The sequence below is a fragment of the Escherichia sp. E2661 genome (assembly GCF_004745185.1).
In the GTDB taxonomy this organism is placed as follows: Bacteria; Pseudomonadota; Gammaproteobacteria; order Enterobacterales; family Enterobacteriaceae; genus Escherichia.
In genome coordinates this window covers 279872-294029 of sequence record NZ_PDIG01000037.1, presented here as the reverse complement: position 1 = coordinate 294029, position 14158 = coordinate 279872, and the positions used below count along the sequence as shown (strand labels likewise).

General features: G+C 47.4%; 11 protein-coding genes and 1 pseudogene. 5 read left to right on the top strand and 7 right to left on the bottom strand.

What is annotated here, in order from left to right; genetic code table 11:
• From CRI63_RS20530 to msrB, 5 genes are all read right to left on the bottom strand, one after another.
• Window positions 1–1044, bottom strand: coding sequence for an NAD(P)-dependent alcohol dehydrogenase (locus tag CRI63_RS20530; RefSeq protein ID WP_135520587.1), 1044 nt, complete (start codon window positions 1042–1044; stop codon window positions 1–3).
• Window positions 1045–1059: 15 nt separating this feature from the next.
• Window positions 1060–2439, bottom strand: a complete 1380-nt coding sequence (locus CRI63_RS20525) for an MFS transporter (protein WP_130223459.1) — start codon at window positions 2437–2439, stop codon at window positions 1060–1062.
• Between the two features lie 26 nt (window positions 2440–2465).
• Window positions 2466–3542 (bottom strand): zinc-binding dehydrogenase, encoded by a 1077-nt coding sequence (locus tag CRI63_RS20520; RefSeq protein ID WP_135520585.1) that lies wholly within the window; start codon window positions 3540–3542, stop codon window positions 2466–2468.
• Between the two features lie 360 nt (window positions 3543–3902).
• Complete coding sequence (locus CRI63_RS20515) at window positions 3903–4175, bottom strand: YeaC family protein (protein WP_130208380.1); 273 nt, start codon at window positions 4173–4175, stop codon at window positions 3903–3905.
• A gap of 42 nt (window positions 4176–4217) precedes the next feature.
• Window positions 4218–4631, bottom strand: coding sequence for a peptide-methionine (R)-S-oxide reductase MsrB (msrB, locus tag CRI63_RS20510; protein ID WP_130218799.1), 414 nt, complete (start codon window positions 4629–4631; stop codon window positions 4218–4220).
• Window positions 4632–4972: 341 nt separating this feature from the next.
• On the opposite strand from msrB, the gene gapA reads away from it, so the two are divergent.
• Window positions 4973–5968, top strand: a complete 996-nt coding sequence (gene gapA, locus CRI63_RS20505) for a glyceraldehyde-3-phosphate dehydrogenase (RefSeq protein WP_000153502.1) — start codon at window positions 4973–4975, stop codon at window positions 5966–5968.
• A gap of 83 nt (window positions 5969–6051) precedes the next feature.
• The gene (locus CRI63_RS20500; protein ID WP_130223465.1) at window positions 6052–6936 is read left to right on the top strand and encodes a D-hexose-6-phosphate mutarotase; all 885 of its coding nucleotides are present in this window, start codon (window positions 6052–6054) and stop codon (window positions 6934–6936) included.
• Between the two features lie 48 nt (window positions 6937–6984).
• Here CRI63_RS20500 and CRI63_RS20495 read toward each other — a convergent pair whose 3' ends face one another.
• Together CRI63_RS20495 and mipA are read right to left on the bottom strand one after the other, a co-directional pair.
• On the bottom strand, window positions 6985–7839 hold the full coding sequence (locus CRI63_RS20495; RefSeq protein ID WP_135520583.1) for an aldo/keto reductase: 855 nt from the start codon (window positions 7837–7839) through the stop codon (window positions 6985–6987).
• A gap of 89 nt (window positions 7840–7928) precedes the next feature.
• A complete protein-coding gene (mipA, locus tag CRI63_RS20490) occupies window positions 7929–8675 on the bottom strand; it encodes a scaffolding protein MipA (RefSeq protein WP_130223469.1) in 747 nt (248 codons plus the stop codon).
• A 437-nt stretch (window positions 8676–9112) separates the two neighbouring features.
• Between mipA and yeaG the strand changes: the two genes are divergently transcribed.
• The 3 genes and pseudogenes from yeaG (at window position 9113) to CRI63_RS20475 (ending at window position 14066) form a co-directional block, all read left to right on the top strand.
• Window positions 9113–11047: a protein kinase YeaG gene (yeaG, locus tag CRI63_RS20485; protein WP_064529211.1), complete on the top strand. Its 1935-nt coding sequence runs from the start codon at window positions 9113–9115 to the stop codon at window positions 11045–11047.
• A 111-nt stretch (window positions 11048–11158) separates the two neighbouring features.
• A complete protein-coding gene (locus CRI63_RS20480) occupies window positions 11159–12442 on the top strand; it encodes a YeaH/YhbH family protein (RefSeq protein WP_064529212.1) in 1284 nt (427 codons plus the stop codon).
• A gap of 146 nt (window positions 12443–12588) precedes the next feature.
• Window positions 12589–14066, top strand: a pseudogene (locus CRI63_RS20475) (GGDEF domain-containing protein).
• Window positions 14067–14158 lie beyond the last annotated feature (92 nt).

Genomic DNA, 14158 nt, shown 5'->3' with positions numbered 1-14158 from the left:
TTAATCGCTAAGTTTAATAACGCCTTTAATAATGTCGCGTTTGTTGTTAACCGACTCTTCAAATGCCTGTTGTACATCCTGGTAATCGTAAATATGCGTTACCATCGATTTCACATCGAATCGCCCTGATGAAATAGCTTCAATCGTGACCGGATAACGGTTGGCATAGCGGAAAACCGTCTGGATGGTGACTTCCCGATTGATTTTGAGAAAGTTGATGGCCGAATCGCCGGGTACTGTGCCGACAATCATAATTTTTCCACCGCGCATCACCAGATAGGGAGCTTGTTTTACCGTTACCGCAGAACCCGCTGTTTCAAAAACAATATCTGCACCCATGTCTTCGGTAAATTGCTGACAGCACGCAATAGTGTCTTGTTTAGCGCCATTGATGACCATTGCCGCACCAAGCTGTTCCGCCATTGCCAGACGTTTTTCCAGCACATCGACCACGGCAATTTCCGTTGCCCCGAGGCACTTGCACGCTTGCAAAGTCATTAAACCAATACATCCCGCGCCCAGAATGACAATCTTTTTGCCAGGTTTAACATCTGCCAGCATGGCGGCGTGCATCCCGACCGCCGCAGGCTCCACCAGCGCCCCTTCCATCATGTCCATGTTGTCGGGCAGTTTGTAAGTAAAGCTCGCCGGATGACACAGATAGTGCGTTAATGCACCACGGTAGTTCGGTTGCGTCGCCATAAAATCGACATCCGGGCAAATGTTGTATTTGCCTTCCAGGCAGTAACGGCAGTGGCCACAAGGAACGCCAGGTTCGATATTTACCCGATCCCCTGGTTTAAATTTACGCACGAGGCTTCCCACAGCCACAATCGTCCCCGCACATTCATGGCCCAGGCCAATTTCCTGATTTGGGTCTTTAGGTGGAATAAACGGCCCTGATTCAAAACCATGTACATCTGAACCGCAAATACCGACATATTCCACTTTAATCAGCACTTCATCTTCTTTGGGTACGGGTATATCTGCAGCAATAATTTTCATGGTGCCAGGTACTTGTAATATTGCTTTTGAATTTTTCATTTATCCCCCTAAAAATTATTTATTAGTCACAGCTTCAATACTTAGACTTTCAACCGAGACACCTTTGGTTTCAATTCCAATGGTGGCGATAGCAATTGCAACAATAATTGAAACAGCGCCAAGCAGGATAAATACCCCAGTAACACCATAGCTGCTTAGTAACACTGCGACGGCATAAGGTGCGGCAATACCACTGATCCGCCCTACTGCATTCGCCAGGCCCGAGCCACGCAATTTGGCTTCTGTCGGCCAGATTTCAGGTACATACACTGCCGAGGCATAGCAAACGTACATATAGACGAAAGTAATCAGGAAGAAACCAATCAACGTTATGAGCAACATACTGGTTTGCAGTGAATAGATATATCCGAGCACCGCAATCAGAATTAACAGCCCAACACCCATTGTTTTGCGCGGAATTTTATCCATCACCAGCATGGCAATAAAAATGCCAAACGGCGCGCCAAACATACTCATAGTATTTAAGACAATGGAGTCTTTTAAATTAATTCCCTGGGTCATGAATATCGTTGGCAACCAGTTAATTAACGTGTACTGCACAACGTTCATGGCAATAAGTACACAAGAGCCTAAAATAACGCGTCTCAGTAATACTCCCGTCAGTAAGGCAGAATAAGGCACCGCTTGTGGTGCTTTACCGTCATCAGCAATAACCACTGGCGGTAAGGGTTTACCCGTCTGGCGAATGACCCCTTCTTCAATGTTCCGCATGACTTGCTCTGCTTCCTGATACCGTCCGCGCGATTCCAGCCAGCGCGGTGATTCAGGAAAGTAACGCCAGGCCAGCGCGGTAGCGATAAGCGACAATATTGCGGGAATGAGCAGTTGTACTCGCCAGTTCCACTCGGCACTAATTAGCGGTGTAAGTCCCATCGCAATCAATGAACAGAGCGGATATGACCAGTTGCCAATAAATGAAACCCGACTGGACCACGTTCCACGATTTCTACCGGGCATATATTCGGTGAAGCCGGCAAACAGAGTAACCAGTAATGCCCCCAGCCCGACCCCCATCACAAAGCGGCAGGCAATCAAGAAATCCATATTCGGCGAGAAAGCGCCAATAACCATAGAGACAATATGAATGGCCTCATAGAGGATGAACGCGTTTCTGCGTCCGGTTTTGTCTCCGATAATGCCGCCCACCAGCGCACCAAGAAACATTCCGGCGGTCGTAATTGCCGAGAATGTGGCGGTGGTGGAGTTATCTGTCCAGCCCAACGCTTTCAGCTGCGCGAGGATCAAGCCACCAACAGCATTACTCCAGCAGACAAGCAAGCCAAAAGCGACGACGGCAAACATTGATGAATGCCAGCGACAATCCGGTAAGCGATCCAGCCGGGCGCCGCAATGCGGTTTTGTTATCTGTTCCATGCGATAACGTTCCTTCAGGAGAGTAGTTATTCATCAAAGTCGTACGTCATAATCACTTTGATTGCGGTTTTATCGACCATCGCATCAAACCCTTCGCGCCATTGCGAAAGGCCGATACGATGCGTGATCATCGGTTTGACGTTGATAGCGCCGCTGGCTAATAGCCGGATAGCGTTACGCCAGGAGGTGGAGTCATAGGCCATATGCCCAATGATGCTTTTGTTCCATGCGGTAATGTCATTAATCGAGAAATCAAGAGGTTTGAAGCCCATTCCAACGCGTACCACTTCCCCATTCGGGCGCAGCATTTCGATGGCTTGTTTCAGTGCGATATTGGCACCGGAGCATTCAATCACCAGTCCGAGATTGTCTTTGCCACAAATTTGCTGGCAGCGCGCCACCACATCTTCGGTAGAACCATTTACTACTGCCGTCGCCCCCAGTTCTTTTGCAACCGGGAAGCGGACCGCCACATCTTCTTGCAGACCAACGACGACGATATTTACCGCCCCCATAATCCGCGCCATTTGTACAGAGAACAGCCCGAGCGGGCCAGTGCCGATGACGACCACATCCTGACCAGGAAGGAATTTCGATTGCTGCGCGATGGATTTGTAGGCATTACAGATAGGGTCAAGTACGGCTGCGTCCTCATAATCGACGCCATCGGGAATTTCCCACAGCGCATGGCGATGAATTTTGAGGATTTCGCCAGGAACCAAACAATATTTGGAAAAGCCACCGCCCCAGGTATTGTTATCCAGACCAAGATTCACTTTTTCTGTACAACACAGAAAATCACCTTGTTCACAGGCAGGACAAACGCCGCAAACATGACCACTGTTATCAGAGACGACGCGCTGCCCCACTTTCCAGTCTTTGACTTTTTCGCCAACCTGCGCAATTCGGCCTGCAAATTCATGGCCACGAATCGAGTTAAACTCATCTGAACCGCTATCAACGTTGTAGTGTTTCATGTCTGCACCACAGATAGCTGCGGCTTTAATTTCAATCACCACATCTTCCGGGCCACAAACGGGCCGTGGGACATCAATCATCTTGTAGCCGCCAAAGGCCTTGCCAAACCGAGCCAGTGCTTTCATTGCGTCATCCTCTGTGTTTTGTTTTGCTTAGATGACCATCATACTTACCCACATGATTTTTGAGGTCAACATTAAATCTTTAAAACACAGATATTGATCTGCGATTTACAACTTAGATCACAAATACGCAGAAAACCTGAGAACGGGTTACAGATTGATGGAAGGCGGTACGCAAAAGAGGGAAATTCAGCAGTGATCCCTACTTAACGAAAGAAAGGATTCAGGGATGAAAAATTCAGGGGGTTAATACAGACGTGAAGCTCCGGAAAGGTTTAAAGCTACAAATGAAATCGACGAGGGGTTGGACAATTAATTTCAGGCAATCCCCTTTATTAATTACCGGTAAAGGGGATAACTCCATCACTTAAACATAGCAATTGGCTTCGCCGTAATACCAAAATCTTCTTTCAGTTGCTGCTTGCTCTTCATCACCATCTGACCGTTGGTGTCGATGGTCATATGCTGCGCGTCGGTATTGTTTCGGGCTTGCCACAGCATAACCAGTTGCAGGCAGTTCTCTTTTTGTTGTTCGGTCAGCGCAACGCCATCTGGCCATTTCCCCAGTTCAACAGCGGTCGATAAACGCTGGTAAACCTCAGGCGTCATGCTGTTGATCATTTCATCAAGATTCATGATTTTTTCCGCTCCTGTGGAATAAGTTGCTGAATCGTTTTTTCAACCGTTGATTTCTTCGCCATTTTCACCATCAGTGAAACGTAAAGAGGCTGAGTTAACACAATAACGTTCGCCTGTGGGCTGCGGCCCATCAGGAAAGACATGTCCAAGATGGGCATCACAGTTACCGCAACGAATCTCGATGCGTTGCATTCCATGTGACAAGTCTTTGATATAACGAATTGAATCTTCACTCACCGGTTCGTAGAAGCTCGGCCAGCCACAACCTGAATCATATTTAGACTGGGAGTGAAACAGAGGGGCATCGCAGATCAAACAGTGGTAAACGCCGTCACGCTTATTGTGCAGTAAACGGCCAGTAAATGGCGGCTCCGTCCCGTGATTCTGTGTCACGTAAAACTGCATCTCGGACAATTTGTTTTTCAGTTCGTCTGCCGAAGGTTTGTTAGCCATTTGCTCACATCTCACTTTAATCACGCTCACATTACGCGACCAATTCTAACAAAACATTAACACCAACTGGCAAAAATTTGTCCTAAACTTGATCTCAGCGAAATGGCAGCGCCTGAATCGTGATGAAAATCACATTTTTATCATAATTGCCCTTTAAAATTCCCGGCGCCGCCCTCATGTGGTTTCAGGCACAAAGGAAGAGTGAGGCAAGTCAGTCGCGTAATGCTTAGGCAGAGGATTGATTTGTCGCAATGATTGACACGATTCCGCTTGACGCTGCGTAAGGTTTTTGTAATTTTACAGGCAACCTTTTATTCACTAACAAATAGCTGGTGGAATATATGACTATCAAAGTAGGTATCAACGGTTTTGGCCGTATCGGTCGCATTGTTTTCCGTGCTGCTCAGAAACGTTCTGACATCGAGATCGTTGCAATCAACGACCTGTTAGACGCTGATTACATGGCATACATGCTGAAATATGACTCCACTCACGGCCGTTTCGACGGTACCGTTGAAGTGAAAGACGGTCATCTGATCGTTAACGGTAAAAAAATCCGTGTTACCGCTGAACGTGATCCGGCTAACCTGAAATGGGACGAAGTTGGTGTTGACGTTGTCGCTGAAGCAACTGGTCTGTTCCTGACTGACGAAACTGCTCGTAAACACATCACCGCTGGTGCGAAAAAAGTGGTTATGACTGGTCCGTCTAAAGACAACACTCCGATGTTCGTTAAAGGCGCTAACTTCGACAAATATGCTGGCCAGGACATCGTTTCCAACGCTTCCTGCACCACCAACTGCCTGGCTCCGCTGGCTAAAGTTATCAACGATAACTTCGGTATCATCGAAGGTCTGATGACCACCGTTCACGCTACCACCGCTACTCAGAAAACCGTTGACGGCCCGTCTCACAAAGACTGGCGCGGCGGCCGTGGCGCTTCCCAGAACATCATCCCGTCCTCTACCGGTGCTGCTAAAGCTGTAGGTAAAGTACTGCCAGAACTGAATGGCAAACTGACTGGTATGGCGTTCCGCGTTCCGACCCCGAACGTATCCGTAGTTGACCTGACCGTTCGTCTGGAAAAAGCTGCAACTTACGAGCAGATCAAAGCTGCCGTTAAAGCTGCTGCTGAAGGCGAAATGAAAGGCGTTCTGGGCTACACCGAAGATGACGTAGTATCTACCGATTTCAACGGCGAAGTTTGCACTTCCGTGTTCGATGCTAAAGCTGGTATCGCTCTGAACGACAACTTCGTGAAACTGGTATCCTGGTACGACAACGAAACCGGTTACTCCAACAAAGTTCTGGACCTGATCGCTCACATCTCCAAATAAGTTGAGATGATACTGTGATCTATAAAGAGCGACTTCGGTCGCTCTTTTTTTTACCTGATGAAATGAAGTTAAAGGACTGCGTCATGATTAAGAAAATTTTTGCCCTTCCGGTCATCGAACAAATTACCCCTGTCCTCTCCCGTCGTAAACTGGATGAACTGGACCTTATTGTGGTCGATCATCCCCAGGTAAAAGCCTCTTTTGCATTACAGGGCGCTCATCTTCTCTCGTGGAAACCTGCGGGTGAGGAAGAAGTTCTGTGGTTGAGCAACAATACCCCGTTTAAAAATGGTGTCGCCATTCGCGGTGGCGTACCGGTTTGCTGGCCGTGGTTTGGTCCGGCTGCACAACAAGGTCTGCCTGCGCACGGTTTTGCCCGTAACCTGCCGTGGACGCTGAAATCACATCGTGAAGATGCCGATGGCGTAGCGCTGACTTTCGAATTAACACAAAGCGAAGAGACGAAAAAATTCTGGCCGCACGACTTTACGCTGTTAGCGCATTTCCGCGTGGGTAAAACCTGTGAAATCGATCTTGAATCACATGGCGAATTTGAAACCACCTCTGCCCTACATACCTACTTTAACGTGGGTGATATTGCTAAGGTAAGCGTCAGCGGACTGGGCGATCGCTTCATTGATAAAGTAAATGACGCGAAAGAAGATGTACTGACCGACGGTATTCAGACCTTCCCTGACCGTACCGATCGCGTGTATCTGAATGCGCAGGATTGCAGTGTGATTAATGACGAGGCGTTGAATCGTATTGTCACCGTAGGCCACCAGCATCATCTGAACGTCGTTGGCTGGAACCCAGGACCGGCGCTTTCAGTCAGCATGGGCGATATGCCGGATGATGGCTACAAAACATTTGTTTGTGTAGAAACAGCTTACGCCTCAGAAACTCAAAAAGTCACCAAAGAGAAACCTTCACATCTGGCGCAATCCATTCGCGTTGCCAAACGTTAATTTGCGTGAGTTACTGTGCCGGATGCATGCATCCGGCCTTGCAGCAAATCACACCATATCCAGCGCAGTTTTTCCTTTTGGTGCCGGGTACGCTTTTTCCAGCATCGCCAGTTCTTCCCCTGAAAGCGTCAATTCCAACACTGCCGCATTTTGTTGGACATGTGCGACAGTTGCCGCTTTCGGAATCGCCATCACGCCCTGATGGCTGATCACCCACGCCAGCAAAACTTGCGCGGCAGTGGCATTGTGAGCATGAGCTATTTCGTTGACCACTGCGTTTTTTAGCAAGCCATTACGTAAGCGCCCGGCCTGCGCCAACGGACTGTATGCCATCACTGGCATATGTTGTTGCTGACACCAGGGTAGCAGATCATATTCAATACCGCGCGAACCGAGATGATAAAGCACCTGATTGGTAGCGCACTGATTTCCCCCTGGCACCTGCCAGAGTTCCTGCATGTCGGCATAATCAAGATTAGAAACGCCCCAGCGACGAATTTTGCCCTGGGCGATCAGTTTTTCCATTGCCGCAACAGTCTCTTCAAAAGCGAAACTGCCAGACCAGTGCAATAAGTAGAGATCGAGATAATCGGTATTGAGACGACGTAAACTGGCTTCGCAAGCGTTAATGGCTTTTTGCCCGCCAGCATTCCACGGATAGACTTTGGAGACGAGGAAAACCTTATCACGCAGGCCGGATAATGCTTCACCAACCACCTTTTCGGCACCGCCATCGGCATACATTTCGGCGGTATCAATGAGAGTTAAACCAAGATCAATGCCCGCACGCAGTGCATCAACTTCGGTTTTACGCTGGCTGACCTCTTCGCCCATATACCATGTTCCCTGCCCTATGGCTGGCAGTGAGACATCGCCACTAAATTGAATCGTTTTCTGTTGCATCGCTTCCTCCCAGTTTTTGCACCACCGTAATGCAAAACAGGGCATTACGCCCTGTTTTTATGCACAAAATGCCCTGGAAAAATGCATTATCAGAATTTGTAGGTGATCCCGGTAGAAATCAGGCCAGTCCAGGATTTATCCACCATCGGGCTGTCAGTAACTTCGTCAGACAGGCGGGTATAGCGCGCGGAGCCATAAACGTTCCAGTCGCCGAGGAAGTTGTAGCTGGCACTCAGCTCCAGATACGGGCTCCAGCTGTCATTCGGGTTATAGCCACGCAGACCGCTGCGAGCGGACTCTTTACGCGATACGCCATAATAGTATTCATTCTGGTTTTCGCTGTTCCACTGCACACCGATACCCGGGGTCACGGTCAGGCCGCCGTTGGTGTAACGATACAACCAGGCCATATCCCAGACAATGCCGTTGCTATTATCCAGGGTATCGCCAGCCAGGGTGGTACGCAGGTAACCATACTGGGTAAAGTGAGCGTAAGACAGACCAGCCATCATGGTGCTCTTACGGTCATCCAGGTGACGCATTTGGTGATCGCCACTGTCTTTGGCTTTGAAGTAGAGCGGCGACCAGTAAGCGGTAATTGAGAGTTTATCCGTTGCATCATTCCACAGGTAGTAACCACCACCTAAGCCACGGAACCAGAAGTTATCGCCTTCGTAGTTGATTACCGGTACTGGGTAAACATCGGTATCGTAATCTTTATAAGGGTGTTCAACGACACCTACGCCTGCGCCCAGGGAAAAATTACCTTCAGCGTGTGCTACGCCTGCAGACGTTGCGATAAGCACTCCAAGTGCCAGAAGTTTGAGTTTGGTCACAATTAATCATTCCTTAAACAAATGTTTAGCGGGCGACAAAGTTTACCCGTCAATACAACGAAACCCAAACTTTTTTACGTTTTCATTTCCAAAGGTAACTGTTTAATTTTCCTGACGCAGATGACGCAGTGCTTACAGCTGAATGAATTCTGCATTAATGGCGGCATTATTCTTTACATTAGTTATGCAATTTTTTATGGATGAGTTGTTGATATGCCATTGAAATTCAGAAAGCCGTGCAGGCAAGTTTCTCAATTGCCATCTACGCTTAATTTTGAAGGTGTATCACCGGGCACGTTGTTCTCATGGTCGGCAGGATGGCATGAGAGTTGCTGTGTTTTAGCAAGAGACGTCGTTCAGTTTACCTCTTCCGGGAGCCTCTACTATTCATATGAACGGCTCTTAACCTGTGCTAAAAAACGAAAGGACGGCATACCATGAATATATTCGATCACTATCGCCAGCGATATGAAGCTGCCAAGGACGAAGAGTTCACACTGCAGGAGTTTCTTACCATTTGTCGGCAAGATCGCAGTGCTTATGCCAACGCGGCAGAGCGGCTATTGATGGCTATTGGTGAGCCTGTCATGGTCGATACAGCCCAGGAGCCCAGACTTTCTCGACTCTTTTCTAACCGGGTCATCGCACGTTATCCGGCATTTGAAGAGTTTTACGGCATGGAAGACGCGATTGAACAGATTGTCTCTTATCTGAAACACGCGGCTCAGGGGCTGGAAGAGAAGAAACAAATCCTGTATCTGCTGGGGCCTGTGGGTGGGGGTAAGTCGTCACTTGCTGAACGACTGAAATCATTAATGCAACGCGTGCCTATTTACGTATTGAGCGCCAACGGTGAGCGAAGCCCGGTTAACGATCATCCGTTCTGCCTGTTCAATCCACAGGAAGATGCGCAGATCCTTGAAAAAGAGTACGGCATTCCACGCCGCTACCTTGGCACCATTATGTCGCCGTGGGCGGCAAAACGCCTGCATGAATTTGGTGGCGATATCACTAAATTTCGCGTGGTCAAAGTGTGGCCGTCTATTTTGCAACAGATTGCCATTGCCAAAACGGAACCGGGCGATGAGAACAACCAGGATATTTCCGCGCTGGTGGGGAAAGTGGATATTCGTAAACTCGAACACCACGCCCAGAACGATCCGGATGCCTACGGCTATTCCGGGGCGCTGTGCCGCGCCAACCAGGGGATCATGGAATTTGTTGAGATGTTCAAAGCACCGATTAAAGTGCTGCATCCCCTGTTAACCGCCACTCAGGAAGGTAACTACAACGGGACGGAAGGTATCTCCGCCCTGCCGTTCAACGGGATTATTCTCGCCCACTCGAACGAATCTGAATGGGTGACTTTCCGTAATAATAAAAACAACGAAGCCTTCCTCGACCGTGTCTATATCGTGAAGGTGCCGTATTGCTTGCGTATTTCCGAAGAGATCAAAATCTACGAGAAATTACTTAATCATAGTGAATTGACTCACGCGCCATGCGCGCCAGGCACGCTGGAAACATTGTCACGTTTTTCCATTCTTTCGCGCCTGAAAGAGCCAGAAAACTCCAGCATTTATTCGAAGATGCGCGTTTATGATGGCGAAAGCCTGAAAGATACCGACCCGAAAGCCAAGTCATATCAGGAATATCGTGATTACGCGGGCGTCGATGAAGGGATGAACGGTCTGTCTACGCGTTTCGCGTTTAAGATCCTCTCCCGCGTGTTCAACTTCGATCACGTGGAAGTGGCGGCTAACCCGGTTCATCTGTTCTACGTTCTTGAACAGCAGATTGAACGCGAGCAGTTCCCGCAAGAGCAGGCCGAACGCTATCTGGAGTTCCTGAAAGGCTATCTGATCCCGAAATATGCCGAGTTTATCGGCAAAGAGATTCAGACGGCCTACCTTGAATCCTATTCTGAATATGGGCAGAACATTTTCGACCGTTATGTCACCTATGCGGATTTCTGGATTCAGGATCAGGAGTATCGCGACCCGGATACTGGTCAATTGTTTGATCGCGAGTCGCTGAACGCCGAGCTGGAGAAAATCGAAAAACCGGCGGGGATCAGCAATCCGAAAGATTTCCGTAACGAGATCGTCAACTTTGTACTGCGTGCCAGAGCGAATAACAGTGGACGCAATCCGAACTGGACCAGTTACGAAAAACTGCGCACGGTCATTGAGAAGAAAATGTTCTCCAATACCGAAGAGTTGTTGCCGGTCATTTCGTTTAACGCCAAAACCTCAACCGACGAGCAGAAGAAACACGACGATTTTGTCGACCGTATGATGGAAAAAGGCTACACCCGTAAACAGGTGCGTTTACTGTGCGAATGGTATTTGCGCGTACGTAAATCGTCTTAACAACTACGGCCCGGTGCGCATGCGCCGGGCCTACAACGACAGCGAACCGTGGGCCAGACAGGCGGCAACACAGGCGTAGCATACAGTTGGCAAATGCAGTACGGGGGGCATATGACCTGGTTTATTGACCGGCGTCTGAACGGCAAAAATAAAAGCATGGTGAATCGCCAGCGTTTTTTACGCCGTTATAAAGCGCAAATTAAACAGTCGATCTCCGAGGCCATTAATAAGCGTTCGGTGACCGATGTCGACAGCGGCGAGTCTGTTTCCATTCCAACGGAAGATATCAGCGAACCAATGTTTCATCAGGGGCGTGGCGGCTTGCGCCATCGCGTTCATCCGGGCAACGACCATTTCGTACAGAACGACCGTATTGAGCGGCCTCAAGGCGGCGGCGGTGGTTCTGGTAGCGGTCAGGGCCAGGCCAGCCAGGACGGTGAAGGTCAGGATGAATTCGTCTTTCAGATTTCGAAAGATGAGTATCTCGATCTGTTGTTTGAAGATTTGGCCTTACCAAATCTGAAACAAAACCAGCAACGCCAGTTGACCGAATTTAAAACGCATCGTGCGGGTTATACCGCAAATGGCGTTCCGGCCAACATTAGCGTGGTACGTTCATTGCAAAATTCGCTGGCGCGACGTACCGCGATGACCGCGGGCAAGCGGCGGGAACTGCACGCGCTGGAAGAAGATTTAGCGATAATCAGCAATACTGAACCTGCGCAACTGCTGGAAGAGGAACGCTTGCGCAAAGAAATTGCTGAACTGCGAGCTAAAATTGAACGTGTTCCTTTCATCGACACTTTCGATTTACGCTACAAAAATTATGAGAAACGGCCCGATCCCTCCAGCCAGGCAGTAATGTTCTGCCTGATGGACGTTTCTGGCTCGATGGATCAGTCCACCAAAGATATGGCCAAACGTTTTTACATTCTTCTGTATCTGTTCCTGAGCAGAACATACAAGAACGTAGAAGTCGTTTACATTCGCCATCATACCCAGGCGAAAGAAGTTGATGAACATGAGTTTTTCTACTCACAGGAAACGGGCGGCACCATTGTTTCCAGCGCGCTGAAACTGATGGATGATGTGGTAAAAGAGCGTTATAACCCGGCGCAGTGGAATATCTATGCTGCACAAGCATCGGACGGCGACAACTGGGCTGATGATTCTCCGCTGTGCCATGAGATTCTGGCGAAGAAATTACTGCCAGTTGTTCGTTATTACAGCTATATCGAAATTACCCGTCGCGCTCATCAGACATTGTGGCGAGAATATGAGCATCTGCAATCTACTTTCGAAAACTTTGCGATGCAGCATATCCGCGATCAGGATGATATTTATCCGGTATTCCGTGAACTGTTTCATAAGCAAAACGCAACTGCTAAAGACTAGTACCATCAGCCAGGTCATTATTACCTGGCTGATTTTTAGCTTACTGTAAATTATTTAATTTATTATATACGTTAGCTTACAATTGCTTTAAATATGACAGCGTAACCTTTACACAATTTAGTTCCAGAAAACAATCATTCGGAAAAATGATTCGGTTAACACGTATTTTCCCGGGGTTATTCTTTAATTATTTTTTATTGATAGTGAAAATTGATCCTAGTCAAAACTATATATCTCGAGCATCAATAAAATCCAGCACTCACATTGCTCTCCTTTTTATGATTTCTATGTGTACACAAAAGCTAAAAGCACTAAAGCTTTTTTATTTTCAGTTTACTGCTGACATTGATTTTATTTTGCATCACCACCTTATATAACGAAAACACCAATGTAAAACTCATCCCGCAGATGAATTACCTGATGGTTGTTGTGGCTTTGTTTTTCCTTAACGCCGTCATTTTTCTATTCATGCTAATGAAATATTTCACTAACCGTGAAATTTTTCCAACACTCATTTTAAGCCTTGCATTTTTAAGTGGTATTTTCTATTTAACTGAAACCATTGTCATTATTCATAAACCTATCAGTGACAGCACACTTATTCAGGCTAAATCAAATGATGTTTCCATATTATATCTGTTTCGCCAGCTAAGTTTCATTTGCTTAACAGCGTTAGCTCTCTTCTGTTATGACCGAAACAGTATTCTAACGAACAACAAGAAAAAAACCTGCATCCTGTTGTTGGCGCTGATACCTTTCATGTTGTTTCCTTTACTGGCACACAACCTGAGCAGTTATAATCCAGACTATTCCTTGTACGTCGTAGATTACTGTCCGGATAGCCATTCTGCGAGCTGGGGAATTAACTACACAAAAAATTTTGGTTTGTCTGTGGGCATGTTTACTGTTCTTTATTATCATGCGCACACGATTAGCCAGCGAACTTTGGCCGTCAATAGCGTTATTATGTCTGGCATCGCTCTGCTGTAACTTACTTCTGCTGACCCTGGATGAATACAATTACACCATTTGGTACATCAGTCGTGGTATCGAAGTTTCCAGCAAACTGTTTGTTGTTGCTTTTCTGATTTATAACATTTTTCAGGAGCTGCAACTCTCCAGCAAACTGGCGGTTCATGATGTGTTGACCAATATTTATAATCGCCGGTACTTTTTCAACAGCGTAGAATCATTATTGACGCAACCTGTTGTGAAGGATTTTTGTATCATGCTGGTAGATATTAACCAGTTCAAACGCATCAATGACCAATGGGGGCATCATGTGGGTGATAAAGTGCTGGTTTCAATTGTCGATATTATCCAGCAAAGTATCCGCCCCGATGACATTTTAGCCCGTCTTGAGGGGGAAGTATTTGGCCTGCTATTTACCGAACTCAATGCTGCCCAGGCAAAAATTATTGCTGAACGTGTGCGTAAAAATGTCGAACTCCTGACCGGCTTTAGTAACAGGTATAATGTTCCTGAACCAATGACCATCAGCATTGGCAGTGTTTTTTCCACCGGAGATACGCACAATCTTTCACTTGTCATGACAGAAGCAGATAAAGCCTTACGTGAGGCGAAAAACGAGGGAGGCAACAAAGTGATTATTCATCGTCTTTGAGTGCAAAAATATTCACAGCCATGCTTTTTGCGTGGCTTTTGCATACAATTAATATCTAATACCACTAAATTTCTCCTCCCCAACGGCACAGA

Excerpts from the sequence above, each read along its gene's own strand:
- CRI63_RS20515 (WP_130208380.1), bottom strand. The coding sequence starts at position 4,175 with ATGAATCTTGATGAAATGATCAACAGCATGACGCCTGAGGTTTACCAG.
- CRI63_RS20525 (WP_130223459.1), bottom strand. The coding sequence starts at position 2,439 with ATGGAACAGATAACAAAACCGCATTGCGGCGCCCGGCTGGATCGCTTA.
- CRI63_RS20530 (WP_135520587.1), bottom strand. The coding sequence starts at position 1,044 with ATGAAAAATTCAAAAGCAATATTACAAGTACCTGGCACCATGAAAATT.
- gapA (WP_000153502.1), top strand. The coding sequence starts at position 4,973 with ATGACTATCAAAGTAGGTATCAACGGTTTTGGCCGTATCGGTCGCATT.
- CRI63_RS20500 (WP_130223465.1), top strand. The coding sequence starts at position 6,052 with ATGATTAAGAAAATTTTTGCCCTTCCGGTCATCGAACAAATTACCCCT.
- msrB (WP_130218799.1), bottom strand. The coding sequence starts at position 4,631 with ATGGCTAACAAACCTTCGGCAGACGAACTGAAAAACAAATTGTCCGAG.
- CRI63_RS20495 (WP_135520583.1), bottom strand. The coding sequence starts at position 7,839 with ATGCAACAGAAAACGATTCAATTTAGTGGCGATGTCTCACTGCCAGCC.
- CRI63_RS20520 (WP_135520585.1), bottom strand. The coding sequence starts at position 3,542 with ATGAAAGCACTGGCTCGGTTTGGCAAGGCCTTTGGCGGCTACAAGATG.
- CRI63_RS20480 (WP_064529212.1), top strand. The coding sequence starts at position 11,159 with ATGACCTGGTTTATTGACCGGCGTCTGAACGGCAAAAATAAAAGCATG.
- yeaG (WP_064529211.1), top strand. The coding sequence starts at position 9,113 with ATGAATATATTCGATCACTATCGCCAGCGATATGAAGCTGCCAAGGAC.